The 17,830-nt window shown below is 72.8% G+C and carries 16 protein-coding genes; 9 read left to right on the top strand and 7 right to left on the bottom strand.

All coding sequences use genetic code 11. From position 1 onward, the window contains the following. Positions 1 to 127: 127 nt before the first annotated feature. Positions 128 to 460, bottom strand: coding sequence for an MGMT family protein (locus ACERMF_RS15725; protein ID WP_373670092.1), 333 nt, complete (start codon positions 458 to 460; stop codon positions 128 to 130). Between the two features lie 66 nt (positions 461 to 526). On the opposite strand from ACERMF_RS15725, the gene ACERMF_RS15720 reads away from it, so the two are divergent. Continuing rightward, positions 527 to 811: an Lrp/AsnC family transcriptional regulator gene (locus ACERMF_RS15720; protein WP_373670091.1), complete on the top strand. Its 285-nt coding sequence runs from the start codon at positions 527 to 529 to the stop codon at positions 809 to 811. On the opposite strand, the gene ACERMF_RS15715 is transcribed toward ACERMF_RS15720, so the two are convergent. Next, positions 761 to 2,989, bottom strand: coding sequence for an HD family phosphohydrolase (locus ACERMF_RS15715; RefSeq protein WP_373670090.1), 2,229 nt, complete (start codon positions 2,987 to 2,989; stop codon positions 761 to 763). The two genes, ACERMF_RS15720 and ACERMF_RS15715, sit on opposite strands and share 51 nt — an antisense overlap. A gap of 194 nt (positions 2,990 to 3,183) precedes the next feature. Here ACERMF_RS15715 and coaA point away from each other — a divergent pair, with 194 nt between their 5' ends. After that, positions 3,184 to 4,155, top strand: a complete 972-nt coding sequence (gene coaA, locus ACERMF_RS15710) for a type I pantothenate kinase (RefSeq protein WP_373670208.1) — start codon at positions 3,184 to 3,186, stop codon at positions 4,153 to 4,155. On the opposite strand, the gene ACERMF_RS15705 is transcribed toward coaA, so the two are convergent. Continuing rightward, positions 4,141 to 5,100, bottom strand: a complete 960-nt coding sequence (locus ACERMF_RS15705; RefSeq protein ID WP_373670089.1) for an alpha/beta fold hydrolase — start codon at positions 5,098 to 5,100, stop codon at positions 4,141 to 4,143. The two genes, coaA and ACERMF_RS15705, sit on opposite strands and share 15 nt — an antisense overlap. Before the next feature lie 112 nt (positions 5,101 to 5,212). Between ACERMF_RS15705 and ACERMF_RS15700 the strand changes: the two genes are divergently transcribed. Genes ACERMF_RS15700 through ACERMF_RS15690 form a run of 3 tightly spaced genes read left to right on the top strand, consistent with a single transcriptional unit; the run spans position 5,213 to position 7,760 of the window. Next, on the top strand, positions 5,213 to 6,145 hold the full coding sequence (locus ACERMF_RS15700; protein WP_373670088.1) for a DMT family transporter: 933 nt from the start codon (positions 5,213 to 5,215) through the stop codon (positions 6,143 to 6,145). 32 nt (positions 6,146 to 6,177) lie between these two features. Then, the gene (locus tag ACERMF_RS15695) at positions 6,178 to 6,672 is read left to right on the top strand and encodes a hypothetical protein (protein WP_373670087.1); all 495 of its coding nucleotides are present in this window, start codon (positions 6,178 to 6,180) and stop codon (positions 6,670 to 6,672) included. Then, positions 6,669 to 7,760, top strand: coding sequence for a ferrochelatase (locus ACERMF_RS15690; protein ID WP_373670086.1), 1,092 nt, complete (start codon positions 6,669 to 6,671; stop codon positions 7,758 to 7,760). Before ACERMF_RS15695 ends, ACERMF_RS15690 begins: the two co-directional genes overlap by 4 nt. On the opposite strand, the gene ACERMF_RS15685 is transcribed toward ACERMF_RS15690, so the two are convergent. Genes ACERMF_RS15685 through ACERMF_RS15675 form a run of 3 tightly spaced genes read right to left on the bottom strand, consistent with a single transcriptional unit; the run spans position 7,757 to position 10,160 of the window. Continuing rightward, the gene (locus ACERMF_RS15685) at positions 7,757 to 8,086 is read right to left on the bottom strand and encodes an Hpt domain-containing protein (RefSeq protein ID WP_373670085.1); all 330 of its coding nucleotides are present in this window, start codon (positions 8,084 to 8,086) and stop codon (positions 7,757 to 7,759) included. The genes ACERMF_RS15690 and ACERMF_RS15685 overlap by 4 nt on opposite strands. After that, positions 8,083 to 8,463, bottom strand: a complete 381-nt coding sequence (locus tag ACERMF_RS15680; protein WP_373670084.1) for a response regulator — start codon at positions 8,461 to 8,463, stop codon at positions 8,083 to 8,085. The genes ACERMF_RS15685 and ACERMF_RS15680 overlap by 4 nt, the downstream gene beginning before the upstream one ends. Further along, positions 8,460 to 10,160, bottom strand: coding sequence for an ATP-binding protein (locus tag ACERMF_RS15675; protein ID WP_373670083.1), 1,701 nt, complete (start codon positions 10,158 to 10,160; stop codon positions 8,460 to 8,462). The genes ACERMF_RS15680 and ACERMF_RS15675 overlap by 4 nt, the downstream gene beginning before the upstream one ends. A gap of 118 nt (positions 10,161 to 10,278) precedes the next feature. Between ACERMF_RS15675 and ACERMF_RS15670 the strand changes: the two genes are divergently transcribed. From ACERMF_RS15670 to ACERMF_RS15660, 3 genes are all read left to right on the top strand, one after another. Continuing rightward, positions 10,279 to 10,956 carry a histidine phosphatase family protein gene (locus tag ACERMF_RS15670; protein ID WP_373670082.1) on the top strand — a complete coding sequence of 226 codons (678 nt, stop codon included), beginning with the start codon at positions 10,279 to 10,281 and terminating at the stop codon, positions 10,954 to 10,956. Positions 10,957 to 11,089: 133 nt separating this feature from the next. Continuing rightward, positions 11,090 to 12,355, top strand: coding sequence for an LCP family protein (locus ACERMF_RS15665; protein ID WP_373670081.1), 1,266 nt, complete (start codon positions 11,090 to 11,092; stop codon positions 12,353 to 12,355). Continuing rightward, positions 12,352 to 12,828: a low molecular weight protein-tyrosine-phosphatase gene (locus ACERMF_RS15660; protein WP_373670080.1), complete on the top strand. Its 477-nt coding sequence runs from the start codon at positions 12,352 to 12,354 to the stop codon at positions 12,826 to 12,828. Before ACERMF_RS15665 ends, ACERMF_RS15660 begins: the two co-directional genes overlap by 4 nt. 64 nt (positions 12,829 to 12,892) lie before the next feature. Here the strand turns inward: ACERMF_RS15660 and hrpB are convergent, their stop codons facing one another. After that, the gene (gene hrpB / locus ACERMF_RS15655) at positions 12,893 to 15,415 is read right to left on the bottom strand and encodes an ATP-dependent helicase HrpB (RefSeq protein WP_373670079.1); all 2,523 of its coding nucleotides are present in this window, start codon (positions 15,413 to 15,415) and stop codon (positions 12,893 to 12,895) included. 170 nt (positions 15,416 to 15,585) lie between these two features. On the opposite strand from hrpB, the gene ACERMF_RS15650 reads away from it, so the two are divergent. Continuing rightward, on the top strand, positions 15,586 to 17,830 hold a 2,245-nt coding region (locus ACERMF_RS15650), incomplete at its 3' end, for a putative bifunctional diguanylate cyclase/phosphodiesterase (protein ID WP_373670078.1).

Here is a 17,830-nt window from a genome sequence, read left to right as displayed (position 1 = left end):
ACGCGTTGACGGCGCTGGCGGCAGATCACCCTCGGAGGATTCAACGCCAATATCGGCAGAACGCGTCCTCCGCCACCTCGTACGTGCGCTGAACGCACGAACCGTGTCCCTCGACGGAGCGGCGGCTTCACGTCTGGCTTCTGCGCGCGGCTGCTGCGCCGGCGCGCTTCCGCCCGCCGACGGCGACGACGCGGCCGTCGCGGGTGGCGACCCCCTCGGCGTGCAGGCGTCGCGCGTGTTCCTCCTCGTGGCCCGGCACGAGCCGGCCGCTCGCGGTCACGACCCGCCACCACGGCAGGGGCTCGGAGCTGGTGCGCAGCAGCGTCCCGACCGCACGGGCCGCGCCCGGCCGGCCCGCCTCGGCGGCGACCTCGCCGTAGCTGACGACCTCACCGACCGTCAGCCGCTGCAACACCGCGACGACCGCGCCGCGGAAGTCGGTGGCGTCCTTCGAGCTCATCGACGGCACGATACCCGGCACGACCACCGACTAGCGTGGCGACGGCCCGCCCCGCGAGGAGCCCGCGTGATCACCGCATTCGTCCTGCTCGACGTCCAGACCGACCAGGTACCCGAGGTCGCCGAGGCGCTGTGCGATGTCGACGGGGTCGTCGAGGTCTACTCCGTCACCGGTCGCTACGACCTGATCGTGAAGGTCAAGGTCGCCCGCAACGAGGACCTCGCGGACGTGGTCACCGGCAGCATCGGCAAGATCGCCGGCGTCGCGAACTCGGAGACGGTCATCGCCTTCCGCAGCTATTCACCGCGTGTGCTCGACGCGGGGTTCGCTCTCGGCGAGGACCCCGTCTAACGCCCCTTCGCCCTCGTCGTCCTCGTCGCCTTGGCCGGGCGAGGACGAGGACGAGGGCAGCTCCCCGCCCGGCGCCTGTCGCTTGCTCGGGTAGGCGATGCGCGGGTGGTAGATGCCCACCAGCGACTCGATGATGGTGTCACGGGCGGTCATCAGCTCGCGGAAGGTCAGGTCGCAGTCCTGGAACTGGCCGTCGTCGACCCGTTCCTGCAGCAACTTGTCGACGGTCGACTCGATCTCGTCCCGCGGCAGCGTCCCGCGCGACATCGCCATCGCCCGCGTGGCCGCCTCGCAGCAGTCGGCCAGCAGCAGCACCGCCGCTTCCTTGCTGCGCGGCTTGTGGCCCTTGTAGCGGAAGTGGTCCTCGTCGACCGCGTCGTGGTCGCCGTCGGCGGCCTTGACCGCCTGCTCGTAGAAGTAGGTCACCAGCATGGTGCCGTGGTGGCTGCCGATGCACGCCACGACCTCGGGGGGCAGGCGGTACTCGGTCGCCATCTCGACCCCGTCGACGACGTGGTTCTGGATGATGACGGCCGACACCTCGGGTTCGAGGTCGTCGTGCGGGTTGGCGATGCCCTGCTGGTTCTCGATGAAGAAGTGGGGCTGACGCACCTTGCCGATGTCGTGATAGAGCGCCGCGACGCTGCCGAGCAGCGGCTGGGCTCCGATCGCCCGGCACGCACGTTCGCACAGCGACGCGACCATGACGGAGTGGTTGTACGAGCCGAGTGCCTTCGCCTCGAGCTCGCGCAGCAGGGGGTGGTTGCGGTCGGCGAGGTCGAGCAGCGCCGTGACGGTCGGCAACCGGAACAGGTTCTCGAGGAACGGCATCGCGCCCTGGACCGCGATCGCGGTGACGAAGCCGTTGAGCGCGCCGGCGAGCACGGCGGTCACGAGCTGGTCCCGCGGCCCGAAGACGAGCACCAGCACGGCCGCCAGGACGGGATAGCTGACGCCGGCCCGCAGCGTCGCCGACCGCAGGTCGGAACGCGACGTGATGCGGGTCGTGAGCGGCACGCTGAACAGCGCTGCTGCGGCGGCGAACAGTGCCACCGGGGCAGCCGACGGCGCGACCAGGAGCACGAGCACCGAGGCGGGCAACATCGTCGCGATGCCGACCACCGGGTGGATCAGCAGCGCGGTCAGCATCGCCAGGGCACCGGACGGCACCACGTAGGACCAACCGTTCGAGGTGGCGCCGGTCAGCGCCGCCGCACCGACGACCAGGGCGGCGTAGGCGGTCACCAGCAGCCCCAGCAGCAGCAGCTTCTTGCCGCTGACCCACACGCGCGGCTGCATCCGCTGCAGGTAGACCGCGGCGACGATCGCCACCATGGTCATGGCGGCGAAGGCGCGCAGCAGGGCACGCGACGGGGACGAGCCGGACAGCCCCAGCTCCTCGATCGCCTCCATCTGCATGGTGTCGACGACGGCGCCCTCGCGCACGACCGCCTCGCCGGCCCGCCACGACCGCGACACCTCGTCGGTCTCCTCCGCGGCACGGTTGCGTCGGGCCTCGGTGGCGTCGGGGTCGACCGTGACGGTGGGCCGCATGACGAGGCGGATGACCGGCTCGACGATGGTGCTGTCGGCGTCCTCGGGCAGGGACTGCACCGCGAGCTCGACCGGCAACTGGTCGCTCAACAGCTGTTCGACCTCGTCCTCGGGCACCGGCTGGCGCGCGAACCCCTGCGCGATCGCCACGGTCGCCTGCTCGATCGCCGACAGCTGGCCGGACGGCACCGTCAGCAGGGCATCGAGCACCTCGTCGTCCAGGCCGAGGTCGCGTTCCTGGAGCTCGGCCATCTGCTGCTGGCGGGTCAACGTCCGCGGCGGGACGCTCTCGTCCTCGCTGACCACCGGCTCGCGCACGTCGCGGACCGCCGCGAAGATCTGGCGCGTCTGCCCCACGATCGTGGCCTGCGCGGTCGGATCGAACACCTGCACCGGATCGACCGACTGGGCGGCGGTGTTGCGGGCCTGTTCGGTCGCGGGTCCGTCGACCACGCGGATCTGGCGGTCGGCGAACACCGTGCGCGGCGCCGGTTCACCCTCGCGGATCGGCTGTTCGTCGGCGACGGCGCCCACGGCCACGATCAGCGGCACGACCACCACGGCGAGCAGCACCGCCGCGACGCGGTGCCACAGCAGCGAGCGAACGGCGCCGTTGGTGCTCACGGTTGCTCGGTCTCTCCCGTCGTGGGCGGACCCGGTGTCGCCCGGCGGGGCACCGGCCGGTCCGATGGTCACCAGTGTCGCGCATCGGGACCCGTCGTGCTCGCAGGCCACTTCGTGGGCGGCCGTGGCCGACCAGTAGCCTGCGCGACGTGGTCCCAGAACAGGTGGCGGACGTGCCGCACTCCCCCGATCAGCTGCGCGCCGGCGCCGGTGCCGGCCCCCGTCCGGCGTCGCCGGCAGACGCCACCCCCTGGGTGACGCTGCCCCGCAGGGACTGGGCGGCACTGCGCTCAGCCACACCCCTGACGCTGTCCGAGGCCGACCTGGTCCAGCTTCGCGGCATCAACGAACGCGTGTCGCTCGACGAGGTCGCCGACGTCTACCTGCCCCTCTCGCGCCTGCTCAACCTCTACGTGGCCGCGACCCAGGACCTGCACCGGGCCACCGACACCTTCCTCGGCTCGCTGGCGGCCAAGGTGCCGTTCGTCATCGGCATCGCCGGTTCGGTCGCGGTCGGCAAGTCCACCACCTCCCGCATCCTGCAGGCGCTGCTGTCGCGCTGGCCCGACCATCCCGAGGTGGCGCTGGTCACCACCGACGGGTTCCTGTGGCCCAACGCCGAGCTCGAACGTCGCGGCCTGATGGACCGCAAGGGGTTCCCGGAGTCCTACGACGTCGCCAGCCTGGTCCGCTTCGTGGCGCGCGTGAAGTCGGGCGAGCCGGAGGTCGCCGCTCCGGTCTACAGCCACCTGACCTACGACATCGTCGACGACGAGAAGGTGCTGGTCCGTCAACCCGACGTCCTCATCGTCGAGGGCCTCAATGTGCTGCAGACCGGTACCTCCGCGGACGAGCGGCGCGTGTTCGTCTCCGACTTCTTCGACTTCTCCATCTACGTGGACGCCGAGGAGGAGGACATCGCCCGCTGGTACATCGAGCGGTTCCGCACGCTGCGCAGCACGGCGTTCCGCGACCCGCGCTCGTACTTCCGGCGCTACGCCGACCTCACCGACGAGGAGGCGGACGCGACCGCCCGCGACATCTGGGACCGCATCAACGGGGTCAACCTGCGCGAGAACGTGCTGCCGACCCGCAGCCGCGCCGACCTGGTGCTGCAGAAGGCGCTCGACCACGGGGTCCACACGGTGCACCTACGCAAGCTGTGACGTCCCGACCGTGACTGGCGGGGCGCCGACGGGGCGCCATGCGGCGAGGATGGCGCGCAGCGCCGTGACCGTCGCGAGCGGCTGGTCGAGCAGCAGGTGGTGGTGGGCCTCGGGCACCTTGACGAACGGCACCCCGGCCGCCGCGGCGGGCGAGCCGGCGACGAGGGCACGCATGTCGGCGATGACGTCGTCGTCCACGATCGCCGACCGGGCTCCGGAGACGATCGCGAGCCGGCACGCCGCACGGGCGAGGTCGGCGGCGTAGTCGCTGGGACGGCTCGGACCGGTCCGCTCGACGAAGACGCGCGGGTCGAACTTCCAGCGCCAACTCCCGTCGTCCCAACGACGCAGGCTGTGGCGCGCCACCTCCCGAACCAGCCACGGGTGATTGGTCGGCTGGGGCGGCACGAGGTGGAAGTGCTCCATGCCGCTGGCGAGATCGGGATAGGCCTTCGGTTGGCGGAACATGTTCGGGCCGCGCCGTCGCCCCTCCTCCGACTCGGGGTCCGGGCGCTGCACGGGTGCGTCGAGCACGATCGCACCCTCGAGCTCGGCGCCGTGCCGGGCGGCCGCGACGATGGTGACGAAACCACCCATCGAGTGGCCGACGACGACCGGCGGTCCGCCGCCGTGGCGTTCGCGCGCGGCGACGGCCACCACCTCACGAGCCCACTGCTCGGCGCGGTAGCGGTCACGGTGGTCGCTGTCACCGTGGCCCGACAGGTCGATCGCGACCACCCGGTGATCCTCGCCGAGCAACGGGCCGAGGTGGCTCCACCACCGCGCATGCGCGGCTCCGCCGTGGACGAGGACCAGCACCGGGTCGCCGGGTGTCCCCCAGGTCAGGAAGGCGATGCGGGCGCCGTCGACCTCGAGGTGGTGCTGCTCCGGCGGAGCCGCCAAGGCGGCGTCGAACCAGGCGGGCGGCGCGTCGGGGTCGGCCACCGGTGACGGCTCCTCGGCAGGGGAAGCACGAGCCTATGCGGACCGGCGCGGACCCTCCGGTGCGGTAGCGTCATCAGGTCCGCCGCTCCCCCGCCGAACCCAGGTCGTGCCCGTGCATGCTCCCGCTCGCGCGAATGCCGCGTTCGCGCCGGCCGACACCGCCCTGCTGCTCACGCTGGGTGGCATGTGGGGCCTGTCGTTTCTGTTCATCGAACTCGCGCTGCGGGGGTTGGGGCCGATCTGGATCGTCGCCGGCCGCACCCTCGTCGGCGCGGTCGTGCTCGCCACCGTCCTGTTCGTGCGACGCCAGCAACTGCCACGCTCGGTGCGGCTGTGGGGGCACCTCACGGTGCTCGGTGTCATCTCCAACGCCGTGCCGTGGGCGGCGGTGGCGATGGCACAGCGTGAGATTCCGTCCGGGCTGGCGGCGCTGTTGATGGCGCTGGTGCCCTCCAGCACGTTCGTGGTCGCGGCGGCCCTGCGCATGGAGAAGGTGACCGCCGCCCGGGTGGTGGGGCTGGCCCTCGCGCTGGTGGGGGTCGGGATCATCGTCGGACCCGACCTCGGCGACCGCGGTCGGGTCCTGGCGATCGCGGCCGTGGTGGGCGCCACGTTGCTCTACGCCGGCGGCGCGGTGTACGCCAAGCGGTACGTGTCGGGCGCGGCGGCGCCGCTGGTGGTGGCGACCGGGCAGGTGGCGAGTGCCTTCGTCGCCGCGCTGGCGATGGCACTGCTCTTCGACGGACTGCCGACCCGTGCCGCCCTCCGGCTCGACGTGCTCGGCGCGATCCTGGCCCTCGGCGTGCTCGGCACGGGGCTGGCCTACCTGGTGTTCTACATGCTCATCGCGCGGGTTGGTGCCACCAACACGACGCTGGTGACCTACCTGATCCCGCTCGTGGCGGTCGCCGCCGGGGTCGGGTTCCTCGGGGAGCGCTTCGGCCCCACCGAGATCCTGGGCGGGACGGCCATCGGGATCGGCATCTGGCTGGCACAGCGCGAGCGCACCGAACCGGTGGACAAGCTCGCCGAGCTCAAGACCTAGCATCGCCCGTCCGGCGACCCTCGGAAGTGACCGTGCCGAACGACGCTCTCGCCTCGCTGTCCCGGATCTGGTGGGTGGCGATGGCCACGATCCCGCTGCTCGCTGCGCTCGTCGTGGCGACCGCGGACCCCGAGTCGACCGTGCCGGCGGCCCTGCCGGTCCTGCTGGTCGTGCTGACGGGTGCCGCGGCGATCGGAGGCGCCGTCGCCGCCGACCGCGGCCTGCGCCGCCAGCGCCCCTCCCCGACGGAGGCGTTCGCCACCCTGCGGAGCCAGGCGTTCCTGCAACTGGCCATCGCCGAGTTCCCGCTGCTGTTGTCCGTCGCACTCGCCTACGTCCTCGGCCCGGGCTGGGTGGTGGTGGTCGGCGCGGTGGCCGCACTGGCGGCGCTGACCGTCGGTGGCATGCCAACCGTCCGCGCATCCCGCTTCGAAGCGCTCTGGGATCTTCCCCGCGGCGCGCTGACCACCGACGACCTCCCCGAGCACGGCGACGCCGACGACCACGACGAGGAGCCGCCTCGATGACGACCGACTACGACGCCATCCTGCTGGTCTCCTTCGGCGGTCCCGAGCAGGAGGACGACGTCATCCCGTTCATGGAGCGGGTCACCGCCGGCCGCGGCATCCCGCGTGAGCGCCTCGAGGAGGTCAGCCAGCACTACTTCCAGTTCGGGGGCCGCTCGCCGATCAACGACCAGAACCGGCAGTTCAAGGCGGCGCTGGAGCAGTTGTTGGCGATCGAGGGGCCGGACCTGCCTGTCTACTGGGGCAACCGGAACTGGCATCCGCTGCTCGCCGACACCCTGCGCGAGATGCGCGACGACGGCGTGCAGCGTGCGCTGTGCTTCGTCACCAGCGCGTACTCGTCGTACTCGGGCTGCCGTCAGTACCGCGAGGACCTCGCCGCCGCCCGCACCGAGGTCGGTGAGGGGGCACCGACGCTGGACAAGATCCGCGTCTACTACAACCACCCCGGGTTCGTGGCCCCGCAGATCACGATCATCGAGCGGGCACTGCGGCAGCTGCCCGACGACGTGCGCGACGACGCCGTGCTGGTCTTCACCACCCACTCCATCCCCTGGACGATGTCGCGCCACAGTGACTACGAGGTCCAGCACTACGAGACCTGCCGGCTCGTCGCCGCGAGCTTCCCGGGCCGCCCGTGGCAGCTGGTGTTCAACTCCCGTTCGGGGCCCGAGCACGTGCCGTGGCTCGAGCCCGACGTCAACGACCACCTCGAGGAGCTCGCCGGCCGCGGGGTACGGGCCGTGGTGGTGGTGCCGATCGGCTTCGTCTCCGACCACATGGAGGTCATCTACGACCTCGACGTCGAGGCCGCCGAGACCGCGGAACGGCTCGGGCTCGCGTTCGTCCGTGCCGACACGGTCGGGACGAACGAGGCGTTCGTGCGTGGGGTCCGCGACCTGATCCGCGAGCGCGTCGACGGCAGCGAGCCCGCTGCGCTCGGCACCCGTGGCCCCAACTGGGACGTCTGCCCGGTCGACTGCTGCTTCACGCCGGGTCAGGAGGCCAGGCCGACCGTCGCACAGGCGGCCCCGCGTTCCCGCCCGGCCGGGACGCCGTCGGAACACCGGGGTACCGCCGCGGACTAGGGCTGGATCGAGCGCTCGATGCGCTGCCGCAGTTCGACGGCCAACGCACGCGCTGCCCGGCGGAGCTCGACATCGGGCTCGACGGTGCCGCCCACCCGGGCCTCGAGTGCCTGCGCGACCCGACCGGCCTCGTCCTGCCCGAACGAGCCGAGGGTGCCGGCCAGACGATGCGCCTGGTCGCGAACTTGCGACCAAGCCACGGCGTCGGCCGGGTCCGCCTCGACGCGCGCCGCCGCTTCTTCGAGCGACGTCGCCGCCGCCAACTGGGCCGGTGCCAGCTGGCGCCACAGGGCCGCGACGGCGTCGGCCAACGAGTCGTCGCTCACACGCGTTCCCAGCCCAACACCCCGGCGAGGTCGTCGGCGAGCTTCATCGGGTCGAACGGCTTGCTGATGACGCCGTCGACGCCGAGCGAGCGCAACCGGACGATCTCGCTCTGCTGCGCCTTGGCGGTCAGGAACACCACCGGGAGCTCGTCGCCGCCAGGCAGCGCCCGCAGGCGCTCGAGGGTCCGCGGGCCGTCCGTGAGCGGCATCATGACGTCCAGCAGGACCACGTCGGGCCGGCGCCGGCCGACCGCGGCGATGGCCTCGTCGGCACCACCCGCCTCGGTGACCGTCCAGCCGGCGACGCGCTCGAGCCCGAGACGGGCGACGAGGCGGATCGCGGCCTCGTCGTCGACGATCGGGACGTGTGGGGTCACGGGCCTACCTCGATGGCGGCGGGGAGCGGAAGGGTGAGGTGGAAACGGCTGCCGCGGCCGAGGTCGCTCTCGACCTGCAGGCGGCCGCCGTGCTGCTCGACCAGGCCGCGGGCGATCGGCAGGCCCAGGCCCGTGCCGGTCTGTTCCCGCCGGTCGGAGGCGTCCGCCTGACCGAAGCGCTCGAAGATACGCGACTGGGCTTCCACGGCGATGCCCCGGCCCTGGTCCGTCACGGTCAGCACGAGGCCCTCGGGCGTCCGGCTCGACGTGATCCGCACGGGCATGCCGGGCGACGAGAACTTGATCGCGTTGCCGATCAGGTTGGTCAGGGCCTGCACGATGCGGTCGGCGTCGGCCCACAACGCGACCGGTTCCACCTCGACCTCGACCGTCACCCCGGCTGCGGCCGCGAGCCCGCCGACCGCGTCGACCGCGACGTCGACGAGGTGCCGGGCGTCGGTGTCGACCCCGCACAGCTCGACGCGGCCCGCGACGAGCCGCTCGAGATCGAGGATGTCGTCGACGAGACGGATCAGCCGCTCGGTGTTGTCGTGGGTGACCGCCAGCAGGGCACCCACCTCGGCGGGAACCTCGCCGATCACGCCGCCGAGGACCAGCGACAGGGTGCCCTTGATGGACGTGAGGGGGGTGCGCAGTTCGTGGCTGACGGTGGCGACGAACTCGTCCTTCATGCGTTCGACCGCGCGGCGTGCCTCGACGTCACGGATCATCAGCACCGCCCCGCTGACCTCGCCGTCGGCGAACAGCGGCGTCGACACGTACTCGGCGGCGAACGGGGTACCGTCGGCGCGGAAGTAGACCTCCTCGATGGTGTCCCGGGGACGGCCCTCGCGCAGCGTGATTCGGCTGGGGCAGTCGTCCCAGGCGTAGGGGCTGCCGTCCTCGTACCGGTCGTGGAAGCGTTCGTGCAGGTGCACGCCCAGCAGGTCGCCCTCGGGGACGGCGAACAGGGTGTTCGCAGCCGCATTGGCGTACTCGACCCGTCCGTCGACGTCGAGGCCGAGGATGGCGTCCCCCGCCGCGTCGAGGATGGACTCGTAGAGGTGGCGCAGGTTGCGCAGGGCCGTCTCGTGCCGCCGGCGCTCGGCGATGTCGCGACCGACCACCACGTGGCTGTCGCCCACCGCGCTCGTGAGGGCTTCCAGCCGTTGACTGGTGGCGCGCTCCTGCACGGCCAGCGCAGCCAGCCTGCTCCGGTCGAGCTCGGCCTCGACCCAGCCGGCCAGGTCGCCGAGCCGAGCCAGTCGGGTCTCGTCCAGGGCGCGGGGTTGCGTGTCCGCGACGCACAACGAGCCGAGGACGTGACCACTCGGACCGCGGACCGGAACACCGAAGTAGGCCCGCAGGAACGGGTCACCGGTGACCATCGGGTTGTCGTGGAAGCGGCGGTCGCGCGCGAGCTCGGCGACCAGGACCGGCGCGGCATCCCCGACCACGTGGGCGCAGAACGACACCGGTCGGTCGGCGGTGGCGCCGTGCGGCATGCCGATCGCCGACTTCGCCCATTGGCGGCGTTCGTCCACGAGGTTGATCAACACGATCGGCATCCCCACGAGGGCAGCTGCCGCACGGGTGATGCGATCGAACCGTTCCTCGGGCGCCGTGTCGAGCAGCGCGAGTTGCTCGAGCGCCGCCACTCGGGCGGGCTCGTCGTCGGGGATGGTCGGTGGATACACCGGGGTTGCGGGCCTCGGACGGCGACGGAAGGGGCGGCGCACGTCTCGGCACCCTGCCCCCGAGCGGCGGTTCTCCAGCAGGATCGGCCCGTCCGCGTCGCCCGATAGCGTCACGGCCATGGAACTCGTGCTCATCAGACATGGACAGCCGGAGTGGTCGCGCGACCGCACGGCCCGCGTCGACCCCGGCCTGACCGACCGCGGCCGTCAGCAGGCCCTGCGCGTCGCCAGACGCGTCGCCCGTGAAGGCTTCGACCGGTTGCTGGTGTCGACCGCCACCCGGGCGCGCGAGACGGCGGCGCCACTGCGCGAGCTCGCCGGCCACGTGCCGGCCGAGGAACGCGAATGGCTGCACGAGATCCGCATGCCCAGCCACTGGGAGGGAACCCCCCAGGAAGAGGTCGACCGCACCTTCCGCGAGGCGCGGGTCCGTAGTCGCGAGGACTGGTGGCAGGGGCTGCCGGGGGGCGAGAGCTTCGGCGACTTCCATGCCCGGGTGACCGCTGGGCTGGAGCAGGAGCTGGCGGCCCTCGGACTGCGGCGGGACGAACACGGCTTCTGGCAACTGCCCGACGAGGCGCCGCGCATCGTCATGGTCGCGCACGCCGGCACCAACAGCGTGGTGCTCGGACACCTGCTGGGCCTGTCCCCGCAGCCGTGGGAGTGGGAACGCTTCGCGTCGGACCACGCGTCGCTCACCCGGCTGGCCACGCGGCCCATCGGCAGTGGCCACATCTTCAGCCTCCAGCGCTTCAGCGACGTCGAGCACCTGCCCGCCGAACTGGTCACGGGCTGACCTGGGCCCCTAGCGTGACGCACGCTGTCTGCGAGCGCCCCAGCGTGCCGCGTCGCCCCGGCCTGCACGGCGGCTGGCCCGCGACATGCCACACTCCGCGCGCTCGAGAGGCGTACGAGGCACAGGAGCAACGGTGAGCGCCGAGGTCGACCAGGACTGGGGTCCGCGTGTGCGGGGACGCGGCCGCCGGCGTCGCCGTGTGCCCGTCGTGCGCATCCTGGCGGCGCTGGTCCTCGTGGTGCTGCTCGTGGCCGTGCTCTTCGCGGCCTGGGTGACCTCGAGGATCCCGAAGATCGACGTCGGCCACCTCGCCGGTTCGGGCTCGCCGTTGCACGTCCTGGTCGTCGGCTCCGACAGTCGTGAGGCGCTCAGCGCCGAGGAACGCAACGAACTCTCCACGGGCAGCGCCGAGGGCGAGCGCACCGACACCATCTTCCTGCTGACCGTGCATCGCGGCGACGCCGCGCTGCTCGCCTTCCCACGCGACCTGCTGGTCCGCCGCTGCGACGGCTCGGAGGGGCGGATCAACGCCGCCGTTCAGGTCGACGGCCCCGGTTGCCTGGTCCGCACCGTGTCGGACCTGTCCGGCATCCCGATCCACCACTACGTCGAGGTCACCTTCGGCGGCTTCCGCGACGTCGTCGACGCGGTCGACGGGGTCGAGATGTGCCTCGAGGAACCCATCAACGACCGCGACGCCGGCATCGACCTGGCGGCCGGCTGCCAGACCCTCGACGGACGTGACGCGCTCGGTTTCGTCCGCGTCCGCAAGATCGACGACGACTACGGCCGCATCGGCCGTCAACAGGCGTTCCTCCGCGCGCTCGCGGGCGAGATCGCCGACCCGGCCACGCTGTTCGACCCGCGCCGCATCCTCGGCATCTCCAACGAGATGGGCGACGCGGTTGCCACCGACCGGCGCATGGGCGTCATCCCGCTGGCACGCGTCGCGTGGGGCGGACGGGCGCTGGCGGACGGTCGGGCCATCACCCACGTCGTCCCGGCCGACCCCGGCCGCACCTCGGGGGGTGCCGCCGTCCTCTACGTGCGACAGACCGAGGCCGAGCCCCTGTTCCGGGCCTTCCGCGACGGCAGCGTCCTGGACACCGAACCGAGCGAATTGACCCCCGGTGAGGTCTCGGTACGCGTCCTCAACGGCGCGGGGATCGCCGGTCTGGCCGGCCAGGTCGGCGAGCTGCTGACCAGCCGCGGCTACGAGGTCGCCGAGATCGGCAACGCGGACCCGACGGAACGCACCGTGGTCCGCTACCCGCCCGGCGCCGCGGTCGGCGCCGGGATGGTCGCCGCCGAGGTCCCTGGCGGCGCCGCGACGGAGGAGTCGCCCGACGTCTCGCGCATCACCCTCATCCTCGGGCGCGACGCGGCGGGATCCCTGTGAGCCGCCCGTACCGCGTCCTGACGGTCTGTCTCGGCAACATCTGCCGTTCCCCCACCGCCGAGGCGGCGCTGCGCGAGGCGGCCCGCGACCGCGGCCTCGCGGTCGAGATCCGCTCGGCCGGGACCGGTGACTGGCACGTCGGCGCGCCACCGAACCCACCCATGGTCGCTGCGGCCGCCGAGGTCGGCCTGACGGTCGAGGGCGCCGGCGCCCAGGTCACCCCCGACGACCTCGTCTGGGCCGACCTCGTGGTCGCCATGGATGCGCACAACCTCGCCGACCTGCGCCGCATGGCCGACGCCGCCGGCATCGACACCCCGATCCACCGCTACCGCGAGTTCGACCCCGAAGCCGCCGAGGACGACCGGGACGTCCCCGACCCCTACAACGGCCCGAGCCACACCTTCGACGAGGTCGTCGCCATCTGCCGCCGCACCGCCCCGCACGTCCTGCAGGCGCTCGAACGCCCCTGAGACCCGTTGCCGCTGCAGCAGACCGCGTGGGGGTGGGGCAGCCGCCGTCGCGGAGCCTGACCGGTCAGCGTCGCCGCGTGCCGCGTGAAGGCGGAGCGGTGCGGGGATCCTCGGGCCAGGCGTGCTTCGGGTAGCGGCCGCGGAGCTCGGCTCGCACCTCGGGGTAGGCCCGCTCCCAGAAGCCCGCGAGGTCGTCGGTGATCTGCACGGGTCGTCCGGCGGGCGAGAGCAGGTGCAGCAGCACGGGCAGGCGGCCGTCGAGGACGGCCGGTGTGGTGGTGGCGCCGAAGAGTTCCTGGAGACGAACGGCGAGAACAGGGCGCTCACCGGTGTAGTCGAGCCGCACCCGGGAACCCGATGGCACCATGAGCGACTCGGGAGCGAGCCGCTCGAGGTCGCGTTCGTGGCCGGCGGGCAGACGCGCGCGCAGGATCGCGGCCGGCGCCACCCTCTGCAGATCACTGCGGCGGCGGACCTTCAGCAGGAACGGGGCGACGGCGGTGTCGAGGTCGTCGAGCAGGGCGGCGTCGGAGACGTCCGGCCAGGGCGCGCCGACGTGGTGGTGGAGCAGTTGGGCACGCGCCTGCAGTTGGCGTGCGGCCGGGTTCCACGCCAGCAACCCGAGACCGTGCCCGCGCAGCCCGTCGAGCACGGCCGAGAGGACGTCGGCGGCGGGCGGCGTGCGCAGTGGCGACCGGGTGAGGACGAGGGCACCCAGTTGCTGCCGGCGCTCCGCCACCACGTCGCCGTCTCGCCAGACGACCTCCTCGACGACGTCGAGCTCGTCGCCGAGCATCCTCCGCAGCACCGCGAGGTCGAGCGGGGCGGCGAGGTGGATGCGCGCCTCGCGGTGGCCGCGGTCGACGGCCGCGACGGCGAGCAGCGGCTCACCGGCCAGGAGGTCGGCGTCGGGGAGCTGGGCTCCGCGACCGTTCGCGAGCAGGAACTGCCCGCGAACATCCCGTGCGGCCGCGACCCGGTCGGGCCAGCCCAGCGCCACCAGGGCACCGACCGCGACGTCCGGGGACGGCAGGTCGTCGACCGTTCCGGTCACCCCGGGCAGTTCGCGGCAGGAACGGCGCAGTCGCGCGACCTCCCGTCGGAGCCGATCGCGCGCGCCGGGACGCAGTCGTGCTTCGCGCGGCAGTGCCCCGCCACGGAGCGCCGCGAGACGGACCCCGAGGTCGGCCACGGCGGCGGGGTGCACGACCCGCACCGGGTCCCGGTCGGCGAGGACCGCGGCGACCTCGACGGCGAGGTCGCCGAGACCGGCGGCGTGTCCACGCACCAGCAGCTGGCCGAGCCGCGGGTGCACGGGGAGCCGCGCCAGCCGGCGCCCGTGGTCGGTGATGCGCCCGTCCGCGCCCAGCGCGCCCAGCTCCGCGAGCGTCGCGCGGGCGCGGGCCCATCCCGCGGGGTCGGGCTGATCCAGCAGCGCCAACTCGTGCACGGCCGTCCCCCACGCCGCGACCTCCAGCGCGACGCCGGTGAGGTCATCGGTGTGGATCGCCGGTCGGGGAAAGGCGTCGCGTGCCGGATGTTCTGCCGCCGGCCACAGCCGGACGCAGTGACCCGGCGCGGTGCGGCCGGCCCGGCCGGCCCGCTGCTCGGCGGAGGCGCGGGAGGCCGGCACCGTCACCAGCCCGGTCATGCCGGTGCGGGCGTCGAAGCGGGGCTCGCGCGCGAGCCCCGCGTCGACCACCACCCCGACGCCGTCGATAGTGAGACTCGACTCGGCGACGTCGGTGGCCAGCACGACCTTGCGACGTCCGTGCGGGGAAGGCGCGACGGCACGGTCCTGCTCGGTGGGCGGCAGGGTGCCGTGGAGCGGCAACACCTCGACGTCGCCGGGCACGCGCCCCGCGAGGGTGCGTGCCGTCCGTCGGATCCCGGCGACGCCCGGGAGGAACACCAGCACGTCGCCCTGGTCACGGACCAGCACCTCGAGCACCACGTCAGCGACCGCCTCGGCGAGGCCACCCGGCGCCGGACGGTCGCGGTGGTCGACCGTGACCGGATGGGTCCGGCCCGCGGCCCGCACCACGGGCGCGTCCTCGCCCTGATCGGCGAGCAGGCGCGCCACCCGGCCGCCGTCGAGGGTGGCGGACGCCACGAGGAGCCGGAGGTCCTCGCGGAGCGTGGCCCGGCTCTCGATCGCGAAGGCCAGCGCCAGGTCCGACTCCAGGTTGCGTTCGTGGAACTCGTCGAAGAACAGGACGCCGACCCCCTCCAGCGAGGGATCGCGGTGCAGACGGCGCAGCAACACCCCTTCGGTGACGACCTCGATCCGGGTCCGGCGCGACGTGAGCCGCTCGTCGCGGGTGGTCAGTCCGACCCGTTCGCCCACCGACTCGCCGATGCCGGCCGCGAGCCGGCGGGCGGCGGCCCGGGCCGCGACGCGCCGGGGCTCGAGGAGCACGAGCCGGCCGTCGAAATCGTGGGCGAGCATCGCCAGGGGCACCCGGGTCGTCTTGCCGGCGCCCGGTGGCGCCTCGAGCACGACGCGTCCGGCGGCGCCGATGGCGGTGAGCAGTTCGTCGACGACGGCGTCGACCGGGAGTGGTGGCGATGGCGGCGTGGAGGACATACCCCGACGCTAACGACCCCGTGCCGGACACCGAAAGGCAACGAGGGTGCTTGAGTTCGTGCGCCGACGTGCCGATGGTCATACGGGCGCACGTCCGATCGCGCCCGGCGAACGGGGGCGGCCCAGGGGCGGGGGCCGGCACGAGGAGCATGCCGAGCCGAGGAGATCACATGGGCGCGACGACGGACGGGATCCGACGACGCCTCGTCGCGCATGCACCCGAACTCCTCGGTGCGACGTTCGTCGTCGCGGTCGCGCGCGCCTCGGGCGCGGCCCCCACCAGCCTGGTGCTGATGCTCGTGCTGCTCGCGGCGACCGTTCTCGTCAGCGTCACGGCCTACACGGTCTGGGGGCGCGACACGTCGACCCGCGGCGTGCACGCACGCGTCGCGGTCCAGATGGGCGCCTTCGCCCTGCTGCTGTACGCCGCCGGCGCCGGACCGGCACTGGTCGCCCTGTTGCTCCTTCCCGTGGCCGACACCGTCCGATACTCGGGCTCGACGGCCGGGCCGATCGCGCTCATCTGGGCCGGTGTGGCGGTCGGCGCGGGGCAGCTCGCCCTGCTCACCGGTATCGCGCCGAGCGTGCTGCCGGGCGACCTCGGTCACGGCCTGGCCGCCGTCGGGCTGCTGACGGTCTGGCTCGTCGGCGTGCGCATCACACGGCTCGCCGCTGCCGGCGAGGACGCGCACGAACGGCTGGTCGAGGAGGAGTCGCGCGTCCGTGCGCTGCTGGCGACCGCCAGCGACGTCACGATCGTCATCAGCGACGCCGAGGTCGTCTACCAGTCCCCCTCCGCGGAGCGACTCCTCGGCTACACGCCCGGGGCGCTGCTCGGCCGCCGCTACCTGGACCTGATCCATCCGGACGACCGTGCGACGACGATCGACTTCGTCCGCGAGCTGCTGGCCCACCCCGGTGACTCGGCGCTGGTCGCCTGCCGGCTCCAGGCGGCAGACGGCCGCTGGGTCGAGGTCGAGTCCAACTGCCGCAACCTGCTCGACGACCCGCAGATCCGGGGCTTCGTCGTCAACAGCCGCGACGTCTCGGACCGACGGGCGCTCGAGCGCCAACTCGCACACCGCGACTTCCACGATCCGCTGACCGGGGTCGCCAACCGCGCCCTGCTGCTCGACCGCCTCGACCACACCGCGGCACGCGCCGACCGTCTCGGCGACGCCTACGCGGTCCTCGTGGTCGACCTCGACGGTTTCAAGGCCATCAACGACACGCTCGGGCACGAGGTCGGCGACGCGACGCTGAAGACCGTCGCGACACGGCTCCTCGACACCATCCGCGGCGCGGACACCCTGGCACGGATCGGCGGCGACGAGTTCGCCGTCCTGCTCGAGCACGGCGACGACGAACTCGACGCGGCCAAGGTCGCGCAACGGGCGCTCGGCGAGATCCGCCGTCCGATCGACGCCGCGGGTCGCCAGGTGTCGTTGACCGCCAGCATCGGCATCGCCCACTCCGAGGACGGCGCCCCACCGGCGGAGGTGCTGCGCAACGCCGACATCGCGATGCACCTGGCCAAGGAGAGCGGTCGCGACCGGTTCGAGGTGTTCGAGACCTCGATGCATGTCCGCGTCGTCGAGCGGCTCGAGCTCGAGGCCGACCTCGCGCTCGCGCTGCAACGTGGCGAGCTCGAACTGCACTACCAGCCGATCGTCGCCCTCGCCGACCAGCGCATCACCAGCTACGAGGCCCTGCTGCGGTGGAACCACCCGACGCGGGGCCTGGTCCCGCCGAACCGGTTCATCCCGCTGGCCGAACAGAGCGGGGTCATCGTGCCCATCGGCCGGTTCGTGCTGCGCGAGGCGTGCCGTCAGCTGGCCGAATGGCGACGCGACCTGCCGAGCGCCAGGACGCTGTCGGTCAGCGTCAACGTCTCGATGCACCAGATCACCGACTGCGACCTGGTGACCGACGTGCGGGAGGCGCTGGAGCAGGCCGGGCTGCCGGCCGCGGCGCTGACCCTGGAGCTGACCGAGTCGGCGCTCGTGCGGGACACCGAGTCGACGATCGCCACCCTGACCGAGCTCAAGAGCCTCGGGGTCCGCATCGCGATCGACGACTTCGGTACCGGTTACTCGTCGCTGGCGTACCTGCACCGCTTCCCGGTCGACGTGCTCAAGATCGACCGCTCGTTCGTCACCTCGGTCGCCTCGGGGCGGCAGAGCCCGGCACTCGCGAGCGCGATCGTGGACCTGGGCCGCTCCCTCAACCTGCTGACGGTCGCCGAGGGCATCGAACACGACGCCGAACTCGACCAGTTCCGCCGGCTGGACTGCACGCACGGCCAGGGATTTCTGTTCTCGCGCCCCGTCGGCGCGGTCGCCGCGGGCGCCCTGCTCTCGCTCGACGCGACGGCCGATTGCCTCGCGGTCCAACCACACCGGCACGAGGTCGCCC

The organism is Egicoccus sp. AB-alg6-2, from assembly GCF_041821025.1.
Classification (GTDB): Bacteria; Actinomycetota; Nitriliruptoria; order Nitriliruptorales; family Nitriliruptoraceae; genus Egicoccus.
This window is presented reverse-complemented; position numbering and strand designations above follow the sequence as displayed.